The sequence below is a fragment of the Acinetobacter vivianii genome (assembly GCF_014635885.1).
Lineage (GTDB): Bacteria > Pseudomonadota > Gammaproteobacteria > Pseudomonadales > Moraxellaceae > Acinetobacter > Acinetobacter vivianii.
Map to the genome: position 1 here is coordinate 412,169 of NZ_BMDR01000003.1, position 19,023 is coordinate 431,191.

The window sequence follows — 19,023 nt, forward strand, 5'->3', positions numbered from 1 at the left end:
GCTTACTCCACAAAACGGCCTTTGATGGCAAACAAACCTTGTGGACGCTTTTGGATAAACAAAATCACAAGAACCAAGAGAATAATTTTTGCTAAAACCGCACCTAAACCAATTTCTAGCACTGTTCCACTAATACCCAGTCCGAGTGCTGCAAGTACTGCACCCCACACTTGCCCGACACCACCGACCACAACAACAAGGAAGGCATCAATAATGTAGTTTTGACCGAGATCAGGCCCAACATTACCGACCTGTGCCAAGGCACAACCGGCTAACCCTGCCAAGCCAGAACCGAGGCCAAAAGCCATCATGTCAATCCGTGCAGATCGAATGCCAACAGCACGCGCCATTTGACGGTTTTGTGTGACCGCACGAACAAATAAACCAAAGCGGGTTTTATTCAGTAAGAACACCAGCAGTAATAGCACAGCAACGGTAAACGCAATAATGGCAATACGGTTATATGGCAGCATCAGGCTTGGCGTAACCGCAATCCCGCCACTCAACCAGCTCACATTAGAGACTTCGACATTCTGTGCACCAAAGACCATGCGTACCAATTGCATCAGAATTAGACTCACCCCAAAAGTGGCAAGTAAGGTTTCCAATTGACGACCATACAACGGACGAATAACGGTGCGCTCAATCAACATCCCAATCAAGGCACTCACTAGAAAAGCCGCAGGAATCGCAGCGATGAGATACCAATCCACCAGTCCAGCAAAATGGGTTTTAAAAAAGCTCTGGATCACATAAGTGGTATAGGCGCCAATCATGATGAGTTCGCCATGCGCCATATTAATCACACCAAGTAGGCCATAAGTAATCGCGAGTCCCAGCGCAGCAAGCAATAAAATGCTGGCGGTACTTAAACCTGAAAATACATGCCCCGACCACTCACTGATTTGCAAACGGGTTTTAATTTTATTTTGTGCATCCAGCAAAGCTGCCTTTAAAGCTGGATTCTGTTGCGGTTGCTCTAAAGTCTGGGTGATAAGCGCGAATACATCTGGACGATTTGAATCAGCCAAGATCTTCACGGCTTCAAGCTTGGTAAACTCATCAGGACTATTAAAATCCAGACGCGCCTTAAGTTGCGCTAAACGGGCTTTGACCTGATCATTTTTTTCATTGACGTAGAGTTGTTTCACGGTCGCCAAATCTAACTCGGCCAAATTATTTTCTAAAATATCAACCGCGGCTAATCGCTGTGATGCATCATTGGAGCTGAGTTTAGCTTTGGCTTGCCCAAAATTCAGTGCCTTACGTAAAGTATTGACCAAAGTCACTTGGGATAAATCCGCAGGCCATTGCTCCAGTGCTTGCTGTGCAGGGTAGCTGAATAATTTGTCATCATTTTTCAGCAAATAGGTATTGCCCGCACTATCGGTATACAGCTCATTGTCATCGATATACGCCACCAATTGATCCAATTGTTCAATACTGGCAGGCCATTGATTGAGCATGGCACGACGTGTGGCAAAATCAGCTTTTACGAAAGTTTGAATGGCATCTTGAGAAGCTGTAGACGTCACGGTTGCTGTGGATGTGGCCTCTGCCCATGCTGGACTAAATATCAGTTGTGCCATGATGCAGAGCAGTGCCAAAACATAATGCTTCGCCATAGAACTCCCCTTATTGTTACGGTTTAAATAGATCAAGCAAAAAAACAGAATAAAAAGGCCTGCTGCCAAGACAACAGGCTTGAAAAATTATTTAGGGATATACGGACTCCAAGGCTCCGCCTTGATGGTTTGCGGTGTTTTGTAGACTACATCGAACTGACCATCACCACGGATTTGTCCAATCATCACAGGCTTATGCAAATGGTGATTGCTTTCATCCATTTTGAGGGTATAGCCTGATGGTGCAGCAAAGGTTTGACCTGCCATGGCATCACGAACTTTATCCACCTCAGTAGACCCTGCTTTTTCAACCGCCTGCTTCCACATATTGATGCCCACATAAGTCGCTTCCATTGGATCATTGGTCACCACTTTGTCAGCATTTGGCAGTTTGTATTCGACCGCATATTGTTTGAATTTATTCACAAACTCGGTATTTTTAGGATTCTTGACCGACATGAAATAGTTCCATGCGGCTAAATGACCCACCAATGGTTTGGTGTCGATGCCACGTAATTCTTCCTCTCCTACCGAGAAAGCCATCACTGGAATATCGGATGCCTTAATGCCTTGGTTACCCAATTCACGATAGAACGGCACGTTAGAATCACCATTGATGGTCGAGATCACCGCAGTCTTTTTACCAGCAGAGAATTTTTTAATATTGGAAACAATGGTTTGATAATTACTGTGACCAAATGGCGTATATTCTTCCATGATGTCAGCATCAGCGACGCCTTTAGATTTTAAGAAGGCACGCAGAATTTTATTGGTAGTGCGTGGATACACATAATCGGTGCCAAGCAATACGAAGCGCTCAGCTTTACCACCTTCTTCTCCCATCAAATATTCAACCGCAGGAATCGCTTGTTGGTTTGGAGCAGCCCCCGTATAGAAAATGTTTTTTGATTGCTCTTGGCCTTCATATTGCACCGGATAGAACAATAAGCCATTCAGTTCTTCGACCACAGGGAGCACAGATTTACGCGAAACTGATGTCCAGCAGCCAAAAATAACCGCGACTTTATCTTGAGTAATCAGCTGACGGGCTTTTTCAGCAAACAGTGGCCAATCTGAGGCTGGATCGACAATCACAGGTTCTAATTTTTTACCTAGCACTCCACCATTGGCATTAATTTCATTGATGGTCATCAAGGCCGTGTCTTTTAGCGAAGTTTCAGAAATCGCCATCGTGCCTGAAAGCGAATGCAGAATGCCGACTTTAATGGTGTCACCACTTGTTGCGGGCGCTGTTTTAGCTTCCGTTTTGGTTTGTTCTGTTTTTTCGGCCGGTTTTGAACATCCAACCAGACCAATCCCCATCATGGCTGCCATCAGTACAGACATCGACATTAATTTATTCTGCATCTTTATTCTCCACACCTAAATATTGTGATTTCTACTGGGTGGGGTTATTCAATTTTTATGCCAACACGGCAAGCATATGTTTTTATTCTGTTTTAATAAATTTCACTGATGATTTTTTTGATCTTGTATACAACATTGCATACAAAAAATACCTCCTGACCTAAAATGATGCAAATTTGTTCAAGCCAAATCCACATACTTTAAGCAAAGAAAAAGCCAAGCATTGGCTTGGCTTTAATCTATAGATTTTTTCGGGAATTTAGACGCTAATATCCGCTAAATTACCTTTTTGTTCTAACCAGTGTTTACGGTCAGCTGAACGCTTTTTCGCAAGTAATTTATCCAGCAATCCAGCCGTTAAATGCGCATCATCCAGATCCAGTTGCACCAAACGACGGGTATTCGGGTCCATGGTCGTTTCACGTAACTGACTGGCATTCATCTCACCCAAACCTTTGAATCGGGTAATTTGTGGGTTTTTATTGCCCTTCACCTTTTTCAAAATCGAGTCGAGTTCGTCATCGTCCAAGGCGTAATACACATCTTTGCCAATATCAATACGATACAGCGGTGGCATCGCGACAAATAGATGACCTTCCTCAACCAGTGTCGGGAAATGTTTTACGAACAATGCGCACAATAAAGTCGCAATATGCAAACCATCCGAGTCCGCATCGGCAAGGATACAAATTTTGCCATAGCGCAATTCAGACAAATCATCACTGCCCGGATCAACACCAATCGCAATGGCAATGTCATGTACCTCTTGCGAAGCCAAGACTTCGTCCGAAGATACTTCCCACGTATTCAGGATTTTTCCGCGAATCGGCATAATCGCTTGGAAATTCTTGTCGCGTGCCTGCTTGGCACTGCCACCCGCAGAGTCTCCTTCCACAATAAACAGTTCACTGTCTTCACGGGTTAAACCGACACAATCGGCTAATTTCCCAGGTAGGGCTGGGCCTGCGACAATCTTCTTACGTTCTACTTTTTTCGCCGCTTTGAGACGACGTCCCGCTTTGGCAATCGCCATTTCAGCCAGTTGCGTCGCAATCTCAGCATGCTGGTTTAACCATAAAGCAAATGCATCTTTGGCAATATTCAGCACAATATTTGATGCTTCACGGCTGGATAGACGTTCCTTGGTTTGTCCTGAGAATTGCGGTTCCTGAAATTTCAACGATAAAATGAAATTTACGCCATCCCAGACATCTTCCGCAGACAGTTTCATATTACGCGGCAATAAATTGCGTAATTCACAGAATTCACGCAGTGCTTCAGTTACACCTGAACGCAAGCCATTCACATGCGTTCCGCCTTGTGCGGTTGGAATCAGGTTCACATAACTTTCCTGAATCTGTTCACCACCTTCCACGTTCCAGCAAATCGCAAATTCACAGGCTGCACGATCCGCTTGCCCACTACTCACAAAAGCAGGATCAGGTAAAATTTCGCGATCTTGCAGTTCATCCATTAAATAGTCGACCAGACCATTTTCAAACTGCCATTCAATTTTTTCTTTATTAATTTTATCGTCATAAATAATTTTTAAACCTGCCGCTAATACAGCTTTGGCTTTTAAATTATGTTTGAGGGCTTTCAGCGCAAATTTAGGACTATCAAAATATTTTGTTTCAGGCCAGAAACGAACGGTTGTCCCTGTCGCACGCTTTGCCACCTTGCCTTCCAAAACGGCTAATGGCGCAACTGGCTCACCTTGTTCAAAGGCCATTTGATAGAGATTGCCTTGGCGTTGGACAGCAACTTCAACACGGGTCGATAAGGCATTGACCACCGAAATCCCGACCCCATGCAAACCACCTGAGAACTGATAGTTGTCGGTACTGAATTTACCACCAGCATGTAACTTGGTCAGAATAATTTCGATACCGCTTTGCCCATATTCAGGATGGATATCGACTGGCATTCCGCGTCCATTATCTTCAACTGACAACGAACCATCTTCATATACGGTCACACAAATCTGGTTGGCATGGCCTGCAAGTGCTTCATCGACTGCATTATCAATCACCTCTTGCGCCAAATGGTTTGGACGCGAGGTATCGGTATACATGCCTGGTCGACGACGAACAGGATCTAAACCAGAAAGAACTTCAAGGGATTGTGCCGTGTATTGTGTCACTTGGTCTGACTTCCTTATTGGAGGGCTGCCGATAAAAATTCGAGTACTAAAGGTAATTTTTCTTCAAAATCATCCATTGCATGATTACCACCAGCGTCAGTTAAAATCAATGAGGATGGATGAACTGCACTATAATAGCGTTGAGCCTGACGATAATCCAAGACTTCATCGCCTTGTTGCAAAAGCACGAGAATTTTATCAGCATGCTTTAACTTCGTGTCAGCAATCGATTGTAATTGCTGCAATTGATCTGTATCAAGTGTCCAAGATTCAGTGACTTTGAGCGGGATTTGTTCAATGCCGAATAAATCTTGAAATAATTGCCATGGTTGCATAGCAGGATTAATCAGTACAGCAGGACAGCCATACTTTGCGACAAGGTATGTCGTATAAAAGCCACCAAGACTGCTTCCCACCAAAACCACTTTATCACGTGGTAAACTTTCGATAAGCTGAGAAAGCTGTGCAAGTACCTGATCAGGTGTCCGATTTAAATCAGGTAAATGCACCTGAACATGATCGAGTCCTGCACAATATTGTTGCAATAATTGCCCTTTTATCGACATCGGGCTACTTCGAAAACCATGTAAATAAATAATTTGCATATGCACCAAAAGAGACAGCGGCTTGACTTACAGTGAAATAAATCACATTATTTTGCTTAATCGTTATGCAAATAACAATATTAAATACAGATAAGCTCAATATTGTCGGACATAAAAAACGATACTGCACTCCGTTCATCAGTATTCTAAAAAAACTACTTATGAAAGATTTAAGATGTAAGCGTTTGTTGTAGTTTATCTAAATAGTATAACGTGAATCACTTCAAACCTTCGGTATATATCAAGGATGGGGAAATCAATATGCCAAGTTTAACACCTCTGCATGAAACCTACTGCAAGTGGGATCGTACGCCCCCGAGTCAGGCAGATGTTCTGGAGGGTTTGGCCCAGCTCGTCAGTACCAGCTTAAGCGGGGTGCACGAATTGGTGCAACTGGTACAAACTGAGGTATTACGGACAACGCTCGGTTTAAGTGCACAAAAAGCCAAGAATTTACAAAAACACCCGCAACTGCAAAAGTTCTACCAGTTTTCCTATGTGGCCCTACAAAAATACGGCAGCCATTTTCTTGCCCCTAATTTACGCCGCATTATCGCCAAATTCCCTATTCTGCATGACAAACCGCTGACACCGACATTACATTTTGCAGTAGGTGCATTGAACGGCATTTTTGGTGATTTCTTTTTAAAGCAACATAATCCAATGGCATTGCCGATGGTGCTTTACGACCACTATGGGTCTTTGCAGCAAGGAGAACTGACGGGCCGTGTCGTGATCCTGACACATGGTTTATGTATGAACCATCTAACTTGGTCTAACCATCGTTATGGCGGGATTGGGGAACGTCTGCTGGCTCAACGTGACAACAACACCATGTTGTATCTGAACTACAACACAGGGCGCCGAATTTCTGCCAATGGCCGTAGTTTTGCCAACACGCTCGAAGATCTGGTCCAGCGTAATCCACGTATTACCAGTATCGACCTGATTGGACATAGTATGGGTGGACTGGTTTCTCGCAGTGCCCTGTTTTATGGCAAGCAGAATCTATATCAATGGGTACATATGGTCGAGAACCTCGTCTGTATCGGCTCGCCACATCATGGTGCAGTACTGGAACGTTTTGGCTTTGTATTGCAGGATAAACTTGGTGCATTTCCATTTATCAGCCTGATTGGTCAGTTGGTCAATGTACGCAGTAACGGGATTCTAGATCTGCGCCACGGTAGCGTTCGTGATGATGATTGGGAACATAATGATGCACGTATTGGTTTTGCAGATGACAATCGTAAGCCCGCACCATTACCTTCGCATATCAATACTTTCCTGATTGCAGGAACTTTAGAGTTTGAGAAGCTTCGTAATAAAGCACTCTCTGTGATTGGTGATTATCTGGTCAGTGTCAAAAGTGCTTTGGGCGAGCATCCAAATCCTCGTTTTCAACTCAAGCTACCCGATACGCATAAAGCTGTTTTCTACGGACTGAACCATTTTGAAATTCAGTATCACTCCAGTGTAGCCGAGCAGATTACGCGTTGGTTATATCCTGATGCGAGAGAAAAAGTGGAAGCTGGAGTACAGACACATATGATCAATGTACCAAACAATTATACCTTTGATGACTTAGAAGGGATTGTTGAGACCTAAAAGATAAAAGCTCAGCTTTCTAGCTGGGCTTATCTATTAATGAAATATTTTACTCTTTGAATTGATCGTAAACTCTATATTTAAAAATATTCCGAATTGATGTTTCTTGAAATAAATATCCATTAAGCACAGATACAATATTGCGATCACTTCCTGACTTTGCACAAGATAAATTCACATCCACTGAATCTTCTATTCTAAAGCCTTCTTTTTTAAGCTTTGTACGATCTATTTCTCTGGAGTATACGAATGAATTACTATCATTATAAATCATAATAAGATCTGTCCGATTATGCTTCAGACAAGACCAGTAAATATAATAATTCTTATTTTTATATAAAATATGATTACATGTTCCTGTAGACATCCAGTTTTTATCTTTTAAGTTAAAACCAAGTTCTTTTACTAATTTTTTATTATCTTTATTAAAACTATCTTCCTAGATATCAGGACATTCCGTATCTTCTAAAACTTTTACTTGTACAGCAACTTCATTCCAATATTTCTTGCACTATGCCATTCTTTCTGCATATACATAACCTGTGGTTAATAATAAACTTAATCCCATAATTATCTTTTTAATTTTCATGACTCATATTTCCTTAAAATCCATAAATCCTGCTTTCAAATTATATAAAGATTATTATACCTTATAATCACGTCAAAAATTTCATCCAAGAATTATTGCCAAAATAAAACTCATTTAGATAAACCCCCTAAATTCTATAGCTCTCTCTACAATAATACTAGTTTAATTAAATTTTAAAAAAACCCGAAATATAAATCCTATATTTCGGGTTTTAGGGAAACTAAATAGTTGTCTGTTATTTTTTAACCACACTATAATTTCTAAATAGCTGCCATAAGCAGATCAATAAAATCAAGCTGAAATATAATAAAGACCACACTGGTAGTGATTGTCCCAAGAAAGTCCAGTCCACCACCGCACATTCGCCCGAACCCGAAAGTACTTCTTGCAGTACAGTTTTCATTGGTAAGGCATCAACTAGATAATCCAGACCCGGACCACAGCTTGGCACTTTATCTGGCGGTAAACTTTGCAACCAGACATGACGTGCCGCCACGCCAACCGACCAGCCAATCGATAAGGTCGCCAAGAACGCATAAAAACGTTTGAATCCACTTGAAACAGGGTTATGAATAAATGCAACCAGTGCAATTAATCCCATTCCAATCAAGCCAAGGCGCTGGAAAATGCAAAGCGGGCAAGGATCCAAACCTTGCACATGTTCTAAATACAACGCAAATGAGATACCAATGATGCTCGTCAGTACCAACAACGCACTCACTAAGCGGTAATTCCAACGCATGGGAAATCCTCTAAAATATTAGGGTCTGTTGACCTGTTGCTCGTTCAACAGGCCCTAGCGATATTGTGCAAGATATTGTTCAAAACTCATGTCGTTATCTTGTTCAAGTTGCGCCTGTTTTTGCAATGAAGTTTGCGCTAATTGCGCAAAGTATTGTTTGGTTTCTTCACTCAGTGGATGCTGGTCATAGTGATCGACGTGTTGCTGCGCCATCACACTACCAAAGTTCCAGGTTCCACCATGTTGTAAGGTATCTGCAATCACATGGGCTGAAAGTGTTTCTTCAACATGGTCCAAACGCTGCTGCATAATCTGGATCGCATCCTGATAAAGATGCGTATCTTCCATTTGATCTAATAAAATCGCGCAACCTTGAATTGCATTTAAATGACGTTGTGCCCAGTCTTTTAACGCAATCGAGTTTGAGCCTTCTTCAATCTGTGCATCTCCTGCACGACCACGATTGACCACTTCAAGTTGATTACGATCAATCTGTTCCTGCTCTTCCGCAAATAGATCTGGACTGTCATTCAATAAACAATAGAGCGCGAGACTTTCCAGAAAACCAGCCGAAATCTCGTCAATACCAATCGCGCTATATGGGTTCACATCGACTGCACGCAATTCTACATATCCAACACCACGGTTTTTCAATGCCTGAGATGGTGTTTCACCTGCTTGAGGCACCTGTTTTGGACGAACCAGACTATAGTATTCATTTTCAATCTGGAGCACATGATCATTGATCTGAATTGGCTCACCCTGCTCATCATTTAAACCTAAATCGGTAAATGCAGGATAAGGGGTATGCACGGCTTTTTGTAATCCATCCAGATAATCATGCAGGTCATTGTAGTGAATACCCAGTTCTTTCTGTGCCGAGTTCTGATAACCCAAGCGTCCCATCCGCAAGGCGGTCGCTTCTGGTAAATATAAAGTTCCTTTTACCAAAGGCTGCAAATGATGTTCACGACCTGTCAGGAAACAGCGACATACCGATGGACTCGCGCCTAACATATACATGACCAGAGGAATTAAGCGGATAAAATTCCGGATCAAGCCAAAATAGCGATGACTACGATAATCTTGCAGACTGAGCTGTTTTAATTGTTCATCTTGCTCATGCTGCTGTAAGGCAATAAATAACTGGTCTGGAAAAGATAAATTATAGTGAACCCCTGAAATGGTCTGCATACGGCGACCATAACGTACCCCCAAACCACGGCGGTAAAGCGTTTTAAAACGACCGATATTGGAAGAACCATATTGAGCCAGTTTAATATTTTCTTCGTTATCGTCCAGCATACAAGGCATGGATAAAGGCCACAGTCGTTCGCCTTCTTCCAGTTGCTGATGCACGACACTATGAATATCACTTAACTCATTTAAAGCTGCAGCAATCGTCGTTTGAGGAGTGGTAATAAACTCCATCAAGGCTTCTGAATAATCGGTGGTGATATGTGGATGTGTCAGTGCCGAACCCAAAGCTTCTGGATGATTTTTTTGTGATAAAAATCCATTACTTTGCATACGTAAACTTTCACGCTCAATCCCGCGTAACATCCCTTTTAATAGCGATGCATCTACCCAAGTTGGTATCACAGAGGAAGTAAGTGTGCTGGGTTGATTCATATTATAGGCTCGCTTATTCAAGATCAGCCGACCACATAAAAGGTAGCGACTTCGTCGACCATACAGACATCATGACAATGCCAATCCCTTCGACTCAGCCAATTATAACGACAATTATGATCTAGTCATCTAGGCTCTGTTAACATTTCATAAATGCTTTTGACAGAAATCCCTGTTTAGTTTGGCAATTTTTATCACAATCTTGTTACATAAGACACGCTGAAATTGTGATTTTATTAAAAAATAAATCTTCTAGAGGAGACTCGCCCATGCAAGCGCAAGACATTCTGAATTTTTGGTTTGACCCTGATCATCGTTCACTGTGGTTCGCCAAAAGCGATGATTTTGATGCAAAAATTCGCGAGTCATTTCAAGAGATTCATCGTCAGGCAGCTCAGGCGGAACTTTGGTCATGGCGCAAAACCCCTGAAGGCCGTTTAGCTGAAATTATTGTACTTGACCAGTTCTCCCGAAACTTATATCGAGATCAGGCACAGGCCTTTGCTTACGACAGTCTGGCCTTGGCACTGTCACAAGAAGCGATTAGCCTACAATTAGATGCTCAACTCAGTCCTGATCAGCGCTCATTTTTATATATGCCCTTTATGCATAGCGAATCCAAACACATCCACGAATTTGCATTAAAATTATTCCAGCGCTTAGGCAATGAAATTAATTTAAATTTCGAGAAAAAGCATAAAGTGATTATTGATCGCTTTGGACGTTATCCGCATCGAAATAAAATTTTAGGGCGCGACTCGACACCAGAAGAACTGGAATTTTTAACACAACCGAATAGTAGCTTTTAAGTCGATCTCCCTCGACACTGAACATAGGAAAAGCATATGAAATCTTTATTAATATGCACACCGCTCCTTGTCGCACTGACATTTGCAGGATGTGCAACGGTTCCTTCCAAACCCAGAACATTTGACCAGCTCGGTCAATTCACCGCTTATCCGTTAAATAACAAAACTTACCGTGTCGGTTTTCAGGCGGATAACAATTTGAGTTATGGTACAGCAGAGGAAATCACCTTGCTCAAGGCAGCGCAAACCACCGTTAAAAATGGTTTCCGTTATTTTAGTGTGGTGGATGACCCAAGTAATGCCCGTCATAAAGCACCACGTCAGGCTGTGATTTATCCGACACCATCGTATTATCCTTATGGTTACTATCGTCGTCACCCAGCCTTTTGGCCTGATCCATTCTACGATACCCCACAAGTGGTCAATATTGATCCAATTCAAGTGTCGTATACTATCGAGTGTTTCAAGACTCAGCAGCAATCGCCAGATGCCTTTGATGCGCAACTGATTTTGCAATCTTTGGGGCCAAAATACGGTTTGAGTCCAACTGGAGAAGTGTTGCAGCCGCCTGCACCACCTCAAAATAAAAAGTAAGTTAAAAGGATGGCTCAATGAGTTCAGTCGAAGAAATCCACGTACCTAGCCTACAAAGAAGTAAATACTTCGCCACCATGGCCCTGATTATTGCCGTGGTGTCATGGATTGCTTTAATGGTTGCGGCGCATTTTCTCCCTGAATATAAATGGCTCATCCATATCTTTATGCTAGGCGCAGAAGCAGGCGTGGTAGGTGGCTTAGCCGATTGGTATGCGGTCACGGTCTTGTTCCGTAATCCCTTTGGCAGAATGCCTCTACCCAAACTATTGCGTGACCACACTGAAATTATCCCGCGTAACAAAGCCCGTATTGCCGAGTCGATGGGACGTTTTGTGCAGGAAAACTTCCTGTCGCCGCAAATTGTCGAACGCAGTTTACAAAATGCCGATATCAGTTTGGCCGTTGGACAATGGTTAGCCAATCCAAAGAATAATCAGCATGTAGTGCAGATGATTCAGCATACTGTGCCAAGAATTTTTGAATTTGTTAGCCAAGATCAAATTGCACACTTTGTCCAGAATAACAGTGTGCAATGGGTCAGAAGCACCAAGGTCAATAAGCTGGCCAGTGAAATGCTTCGTGCAGTGCTGGAAAATGATTTCCATCAGGATGTATTACAACGCGGACTGGATCTGGCACATGAGTGGATGGTATCTCATCCTGAAGAAGCACGCGATTTATCACGTAAACTGTTTCAAGAGCTTGGTGTCTGGAAACTAGCCAAAGGCGCTAGCTGGATCGGGATTGATGTCCAGCAACGTACCATTGACTCGCTGATTGAAAAAGTTGAGTCGATGCTGGCCAATCCTGATCATCCGTGGCGTCAGGATATTGAAACAACCACACATAATCTGATGCTGGAACTGGCAGATACCGAAAGCGAAGCCAGCCAACGTTTAAACCGTGGCAAAGATGCATTGCTGGATAGCCCGCAAGTATTGAACTTTATTAGTGGTGCGGTCGCGATTCTATGTGATGCGATCAAGACCGATTTAATGCAGGAAGATTCAGGGATTGCGACTAACTTACAGGCGGCGATACAGCAACTAGGTGAAAGCCTGATTCAAAATGAAAAAGTACGTCATGTGTTAAATGAAAAAATGGTTGGCTTGGCGACCAATTTCAGTGAGCAATACAGCGACAAGATCATTCGCTATATCAGTGAACGCATCCATGAGTGGGATTCACGTGAAATGATTGCCAAAATCGAAAGCGAGGTTGGCGGTGATTTGCATATGATCCGTGTTAACGGCGTGATTGTCGGGGCTTTTATCGGTTTAGCACTCGGTATTATACGTGCTATTGTGGAAAATGTTTTGTAAATAAATCAAATCGTAAAGTTCTCTAGCTCAATTTAAGTTGGGATCAACTATCGTGACGGCGGCATGGATGCCGCCCGTAGTGTTGCGGCCTCAAGGATGGGCCGTCAGCACTACAAAGGATTTTTGTTACTTTTCATCCTTGAAAAGTAAAACATGCCTATGCAAATTACATATAATTTCTCACAGCATATGAGGCTGTGCAGAGTCATCGTAAAAAAGAAATTAGATATTAAAAAGGACATCCGATGTTGCAACTTCAGTCAAAACTCCCAAGCCAAGGCGTTACCATCTTTAGCGTAATGACTGAACTCGCACATCGCCTCAATGCCCTCAACCTGTCACAAGGCTTTCCCGATTTCCCAGCTCCACCGGCATTACTTGAAGCGCTTAGCCAAGCGACGCTCTCAGGCCATAACCAATATCCACCAGGTGATGGTGTGCTGGCTTTACGAGAACAACTCGCCACACAATTTTTACAACGCGATCAAATACAACTTAATCCTGCCACTGAAATCACCATCACGTCAGGCGCAACCATCGCGATCTTTTGCACCATTCAAGCCTGCATTCATGCAGAAGATGAAGTGATCATTTTTGATCCCAGCTATGACAGCTACGCCCCAGCAGTTCAACTGGCTGGTGGAAAATCCATTCATATCAACTTGGAAGCACCATCTTTTCAGGTGGATTGGCAAAAAGTCAAAGACAGTATCAATGCGAAAACCCGCATGATTATTGTGAATACGCCGCATAACCCAACGGGTGCAATCTGGTCAGAACAAGACTGGCGACAACTGATTGAACTAATTCAAGATAAAAATATTGTGGTGCTATCAGATGAAGTCTATGAACATCTGGTATTTGATGGACAAAAGCACTTTAGCGCACTGCAATTTCCTGAATTACGCGAACGCAGTTTTGTGATTGGTTCTTTCGGTAAAACCTACCATGTCACAGGCTGGAAAACCGGTTATTGTGTTGCCTCTCCGCAGCTGATGCGTCTGTTCCGCCAGATCTATCAGTTTGCCAATTTCTGTGGCAATACCCCTTGCCAGTTAGCCCTTGCCCATTACATGCAACAGCACCCTGAACATATTCAAGCGCTACCTCATTTTTATCAGGCAAAACGCGATCTGTTTAATACACACATTCAAGACTCACGCTTTCAATTCCTGCCTTCCCAAGGCACCTATTTCCAGAATCTGGATTACAGCAACATTCGTCCAGATCTAAATGATGTTGAGATGTGCCAGTTCCTTGCGGAGCAACACAAAATCGTGGCGATTCCCATTTCAGTATTTTACCGACAAGCACCAGAATCACTGCGCTTGATACGATTCTGTTTCGCCAAGACTGATCAGACACTACAACGTGCAGGTGAAATCCTCCTACAGTGTTGATCAACAAAAAATAAACCGAACGATAAAGTTCCCAGCATCGCTTATGATGGTATGTTGAAAAAAATAGATACGCTTCAGGATGAAGGGTGAAGGAAACTGAATGACTCCACGTCAACCTCTGGTGATGCAACCGAATCTCTGGAAAACATTTTTTGTGTTTCTGGTGCCTTTGATTGCCACCAATATTTTACAAAACCTGTCGGGAACGATTAATACCATCTTTGTCGGTCAGATGATGGGCGTAGATGCGATTGCGGCTGTTTCCGTGTTCTTTCCGATCCTGTTCTTTTTGCTTGCCTTCGTGATTGGTATTTCTGCTGGGACAACCGTACTGGTGGGACAAGCCTGGGGCGCACAAAACCTTGAAAAAGTCCGCTGTGTAATAGGTTCGACCTTATTTATGACCATGATTGGCGGATGCATTATCGCGGTGCTCGGTCTAGTATTTGCCAAGCATATTCTGGAATTATTGGGTACAGATCCAAAGGTAATGCACCTCTCCTTGCCTTATGTGCAATGGATGCTGGTCGGTAGTCCGCTGTTGTTTGTTTATATTATTTATACCTCGATTCTTCGCGGTGTCGGTGATAGCGTCACGCCTCTGATTGCCTTAAGTCTGACCAGCCTAATTGGTCTAGCCGTAACGCCAGTTTTACTGAAAGGTTATTTTGGTTTCCCTGCATTGGGAATTGTCGCGCCTGCGATTGCGACCATTATGGGCTATGCCTTTGTGCTGATTTTTTTAGCCGTTTATCTGAACCATAAAAATCATCCATTAAAGATAGATCGCCAATTGTTGCAACATATCCGCCACGATGCCGAGCTCAGTAAATTAATTCTAAAACTTGGCATTCCAACAGGCATTCAGATGGTCACGACGTCACTGGCGGGACTGGTGATTATTGGTCTCATTAACCATTACGGCGCGCACGCCACCGCTGCCTATGGTGCCGTGAATCAGGTGCTGAACTATATTCAATTTCCAGCCTTGTCGATTTCAATTGCTGCCTCGATTTTTGCGGCTCAAGCGATTGGTGCAGGTAAACCTGATTTATTGGCCAAAGTGACCCGTACCGCTTTGGGTATGAATTTCTTGTTTACGGGAACATTGATTGTTCTGGCCTATTTATTCTCAAAATATTTAATGGCGCTGTTTATTACCGATCACAGCGTAATTGTATTGGGACAACAACTGCTCTTTATTGTGTTGTGGTCAATTTTATTTTTTGGTGCCAGTGCAATTTTTGCCTCGATCATGCGTGCCAGCGGTACAGTCAATATCCCGATGCTGATCAATATTTTTACCATTATCCTGATCGAAGTACCGTGTGCCTATTGGTTTAGTTCATTGTGGGGCTTAACGGGTATCTGGATTGCCTATGCGCTGTCCTTCGTGAGTCTGTGCATCTTCCAAGGTTTTTATTATCAATTCTTCTGGAAGAAATCAAAAATCAAAGTCCTTATTTAACCTGAGTTCGAGGCTGAATATGGTACTTGGAAACGTCATCTACAACCTGCTTGGTGTAAACAAGGTAATGTTTTTGCGATATATTTTAATAAATCCACGAATAGAACAGGTTTTGTAGATGGCCATGGTTTTGCCTACTTTTGCCAAAACAAAAGTAGGGCGAGCCGCAGGCTGATCCTAAAATTGGGTGAGAACATGGTAAGATTCCACCAAGCTAATTATTTTCAATAGCTTAGAGGGTAGTCAAACCGAACTCAGATTGTTTAATATCTGCTTGTTCTGACACAAATAAAAAAGCCATTCACAGAGAATGGCTTTTTTATGCTGTAATGACTTACATCATCTTGGTTGCAAAGGCGGCAATACGTTGATAACCCGTTGGGAATAAACGCTGGAAAGAATCCACAATACGCGCATCTGTACCAATTAGCAGACGGCGTTTATCCTTCTGCACTGCATTTAGAATTTGACGTGCAGCTTCTTCTGGTGGCGTACGCAGGAACTTATCAAATTGCTTGATTGATTTGCTCGGATCCATCCCCAAACTCTTCAAGCTGTCATTCATTTTCGCTGCTTTGGCAATATTGGTACGAATCCCGCCTGGGTGTACACAGAGAGAGCTGACACCGCCCTTCTCAATATCCAACTCCTGACGTAATGATTCAGTGAAACCACGTACTGCAAATTTGGTTGCGTTATATGCAGATTGAGTTGGCTGCGAGGTTAAACCAAAGATACTTGAAATATTGATGATATGACCATCTTTAGTTTGTTTGATAAATGGCAGGAATTCTTTGGTGCCATACACCACGCCCCAGAAGTTGATGCCTACGATCCACTCCAAATCTTCATAGCTTGCACCTTCCACGGTTGAGCCAAGTGCTACACCTGCGTTATTGAAGATCATATTAACCGAACCATGATCCTGTACCGTCTCTTGCGCCCACTGTTTCACCGCATCACGGTTTGACACATCAAGTACTTTCGTCGTCACTGTTACAGGGTATTGCTTCAATAATTCAACGGTTTGTGCCAAACCTTTTTCATTGATATCACTTAACGATAAATGACAGCCTTGTTTCGCTAACAAGATCGCCAGTTGTTGTCCAATCCCAGAACCAGCACCCGTGATCGCTGCGACTTTATTTTTAAAATTTTTCATTGCCTATCCTTTGTGTTGCGAATGATATGCACAATATTCGCCCCAATCATGCGTTGTCATGTGCTGTTTAACCTGTAACCAATATAATTTTGACAATACAGGTTGTCAATATAGTACACTCAAGCTTTAAGACAAATGGCAATAACCGACACCTAACATGTCATAATAGGCCTATTTACATTCTTGATCGAAGATGTTTAAAAGAGACAATGCATATTTTCAAAATTTAGTTATGCTAGATCAACAGCACATAGTAGCTATGTAAAAAAGCACGAGATAGACGATTTAGAGAATTTTAGGGAACGGTTTTTCAATGGCAACTCAAGAGCAAGCGACAGACAAGAAAAAAAAGACAGCAGTGAAAGAGCGACAATTCAAGGGTCTCTCTTTAACTGAACGCAAAGAAGCACGTCGTGAAAAACTGATTGAAGCGGGTATTGCGACTTACGGTACACATGGCTTTTTCTCGGTGACCGTTAAAGATGTCTGCAATGAAGCCAAGCTGACTGAACGCTACTTTTATGAATCATTTAAGAAAAGTGAAGATCTGTTCCAGACTGTGTTTCTGAAAATGATCGAAAAAATGCAAACCTGTCTGACTCAGGCTGTACTCATGGCAGCGCCTGAACCTAAAAACATGGTAAATGCAGGTTTATCAGCACTCCTGAATGCGATTAAAGATGATCCGCGTATGGCACGGATTATTTATATCGATGCCATGCTGGTTCAGGACCTGCATAATCAAGCCACGATTCAGGAAACCTTGACCCAGTTTGATCGTATTATTCAAGGCTTTGTGATGATTACCATGCCCAATGCGCCACAAAGCACTGAAGAAGTGTCTTTAATGGCAACAGGCTTAAATGGTTATGTGACCCATATTATTATTCGATGGGTCTCAGAAGGCTTTAAACAGCCGCTTGCAGATGTGCTTTCAGCTTGTTGTGCTGTCTTTTTGTCCTTTATCGAAACAACATCTCAAAAAAATTAAAATCGTTTTACAGTTTTGTGACATGAAAAGTAGTTCCATGACAAATTGATTAACTCAATGAATTTATTTGCTTTATGGCTAGGTAAGCTGTCATCATTTGGTCATTGCGCTGCCCCACAATTGTCACAATTTATTGCTAAATTCGACTTTATTCCCTCTTTTGCAATGATATTGTCATAATTAATCTTTGTAATAAGCCTGTCATAACAACAAAACGGTTAAACCGTTACGGAATTTAAGGGTATTGCGCTGTGAAAGATGACTATATTTTAATTGTCGATGATGAGTTACCGATCCGCGAAATGATCCATACCTCTTTGGATATGGCAGGCTTCCAATGTTTACAAGCAGAGGACGCCAAACAAGCGCATCAGATTATTGTTGATCAGCGTCCTGCACTTATCTTGCTGGACTGGATGTTACCAGGTGGTGTGAGTGGTGTAGACTTATGCCGTCGCCTTAAACGCGACGAGAACCTGTCTGAAATTCCTGTAATCATGCTCACTGCACGCGGTGAAGAAGACCATAAAGTTCAAGGTCTTGACGCAGGTGCAGATGATTACATGACCAAACCCTTCTCGACACGTGAACTGGTTTCCCGTATCAAGGCGGTATTACGTCGTGCCAACGCACTGAGCGGTGAAAAAGTGATTGATGCCAATGGCTTATTGCTGGATCCTGTCAGTCAGCGTGTTAGCTTTGGCAATAGTATTTTAGATATGGGTCCAACAGAATATCGTTTATTGGCCTTCTTTATGACTCACCCTGAACGTGCTTATACGCGCGCCCAGTTACTTGATCAGGTGTGGGGTGGCAATGTCTATATCGAAGACCGTACCATTGACGTGCACATCCGTCGTTTACGCAAAGTGTTAGAGCCTTTTGGTGTCGACCGCTTTGTCCAAACGGTTCGTGGCACAGGTTATCGCTTCTCGACACGAGCTGATTTAGCAGTAGGTTAA

Annotated in this window: 15 protein-coding genes and 1 pseudogene; 8 read left to right on the top strand and 8 right to left on the bottom strand. The window is 42.7% G+C overall.

Translation table 11 applies throughout. The features are described from left to right. Positions 1-2: 2 nt before the first annotated feature. The 4 genes from urtB to IEV36_RS08535 form a co-directional block, all read right to left on the bottom strand. Positions 3-1,625, bottom strand: a complete 1,623-nt coding sequence (gene urtB / locus IEV36_RS08520; protein WP_005260213.1) for an urea ABC transporter permease subunit UrtB — start codon at positions 1,623-1,625, stop codon at positions 3-5. 87 nt (positions 1,626-1,712) lie between these two features. Beyond that, positions 1,713-2,993 (bottom strand): urea ABC transporter substrate-binding protein, encoded by a 1,281-nt coding sequence (gene urtA, locus IEV36_RS08525; RefSeq protein WP_005260214.1) that lies wholly within the window; start codon positions 2,991-2,993, stop codon positions 1,713-1,715. Positions 2,994-3,252: 259 nt separating this feature from the next. Beyond that, on the bottom strand, positions 3,253-5,136 hold the full coding sequence (gene parE, locus IEV36_RS08530; RefSeq protein WP_004776308.1) for a DNA topoisomerase IV subunit B: 1,884 nt from the start codon (positions 5,134-5,136) through the stop codon (positions 3,253-3,255). Between the two features lie 14 nt (positions 5,137-5,150). Then, positions 5,151-5,741, bottom strand: a complete 591-nt coding sequence (locus IEV36_RS08535) for a YqiA/YcfP family alpha/beta fold hydrolase (RefSeq protein ID WP_005260215.1) — start codon at positions 5,739-5,741, stop codon at positions 5,151-5,153. Between the two features lie 261 nt (positions 5,742-6,002). Between IEV36_RS08535 and IEV36_RS08540 the strand changes: the two genes are divergently transcribed. Continuing rightward, positions 6,003-7,349 carry a PGAP1-like alpha/beta domain-containing protein gene (locus IEV36_RS08540; RefSeq protein WP_004776311.1) on the top strand — a complete coding sequence of 449 codons (1,347 nt, stop codon included), beginning with the start codon at positions 6,003-6,005 and terminating at the stop codon, positions 7,347-7,349. Between the two features lie 49 nt (positions 7,350-7,398). On the opposite strand, the pseudogene IEV36_RS18790 reads toward IEV36_RS08540, so the two are convergent. The 3 genes and pseudogenes from IEV36_RS18790 to gshA form a co-directional block, all read right to left on the bottom strand. After that, positions 7,399-7,938 (bottom strand): annotated as a pseudogene (locus tag IEV36_RS18790) (hypothetical protein). Between the two features lie 235 nt (positions 7,939-8,173). Continuing rightward, complete coding sequence (locus tag IEV36_RS08545; protein WP_005260220.1) at positions 8,174-8,680, bottom strand: disulfide bond formation protein B; 507 nt, start codon at positions 8,678-8,680, stop codon at positions 8,174-8,176. Positions 8,681-8,734: 54 nt separating this feature from the next. Further along, positions 8,735-10,312, bottom strand: a complete 1,578-nt coding sequence (gene gshA / locus IEV36_RS08550) for a glutamate--cysteine ligase (protein WP_005260221.1) — start codon at positions 10,310-10,312, stop codon at positions 8,735-8,737. Between the two features lie 269 nt (positions 10,313-10,581). Between gshA and IEV36_RS08555 the strand changes: the two genes are divergently transcribed. From IEV36_RS08555 to IEV36_RS08575, 5 genes are all read left to right on the top strand, one after another. Continuing rightward, on the top strand, positions 10,582-11,121 hold the full coding sequence (locus tag IEV36_RS08555; protein ID WP_005260222.1) for a DUF924 family protein: 540 nt from the start codon (positions 10,582-10,584) through the stop codon (positions 11,119-11,121). Between the two features lie 36 nt (positions 11,122-11,157). After that, positions 11,158-11,715, top strand: a complete 558-nt coding sequence (locus tag IEV36_RS08560; protein ID WP_004776316.1) for a CC0125/CC1285 family lipoprotein — start codon at positions 11,158-11,160, stop codon at positions 11,713-11,715. A gap of 17 nt (positions 11,716-11,732) precedes the next feature. Then, positions 11,733-13,040 carry a DUF445 domain-containing protein gene (locus tag IEV36_RS08565; protein ID WP_005260223.1) on the top strand — a complete coding sequence of 436 codons (1,308 nt, stop codon included), beginning with the start codon at positions 11,733-11,735 and terminating at the stop codon, positions 13,038-13,040. Between the two features lie 245 nt (positions 13,041-13,285). Next, a complete protein-coding gene (locus IEV36_RS08570; RefSeq protein ID WP_005260224.1) occupies positions 13,286-14,440 on the top strand; it encodes a pyridoxal phosphate-dependent aminotransferase in 1,155 nt (384 codons plus the stop codon). A gap of 100 nt (positions 14,441-14,540) precedes the next feature. Then, positions 14,541-15,908: an MATE family efflux transporter gene (locus tag IEV36_RS08575; protein WP_004776321.1), complete on the top strand. Its 1,368-nt coding sequence runs from the start codon at positions 14,541-14,543 to the stop codon at positions 15,906-15,908. 334 nt (positions 15,909-16,242) lie between these two features. Here the strand turns inward: IEV36_RS08575 and IEV36_RS08580 are convergent, their stop codons facing one another. Then, the gene (locus tag IEV36_RS08580; protein WP_004776323.1) at positions 16,243-17,070 is read right to left on the bottom strand and encodes an SDR family NAD(P)-dependent oxidoreductase; all 828 of its coding nucleotides are present in this window, start codon (positions 17,068-17,070) and stop codon (positions 16,243-16,245) included. Positions 17,071-17,383: 313 nt separating this feature from the next. Between IEV36_RS08580 and IEV36_RS08585 the strand changes: the two genes are divergently transcribed. Together IEV36_RS08585 and phoB are read left to right on the top strand one after the other, a co-directional pair. Beyond that, positions 17,384-18,061 carry a TetR/AcrR family transcriptional regulator gene (locus IEV36_RS08585; protein WP_004776325.1) on the top strand — a complete coding sequence of 226 codons (678 nt, stop codon included), beginning with the start codon at positions 17,384-17,386 and terminating at the stop codon, positions 18,059-18,061. A 251-nt stretch (positions 18,062-18,312) separates the two neighbouring features. Further along, positions 18,313-19,023: a phosphate regulon transcriptional regulator PhoB gene (gene phoB, locus IEV36_RS08590; RefSeq protein ID WP_004776327.1), complete on the top strand. Its 711-nt coding sequence runs from the start codon at positions 18,313-18,315 to the stop codon at positions 19,021-19,023.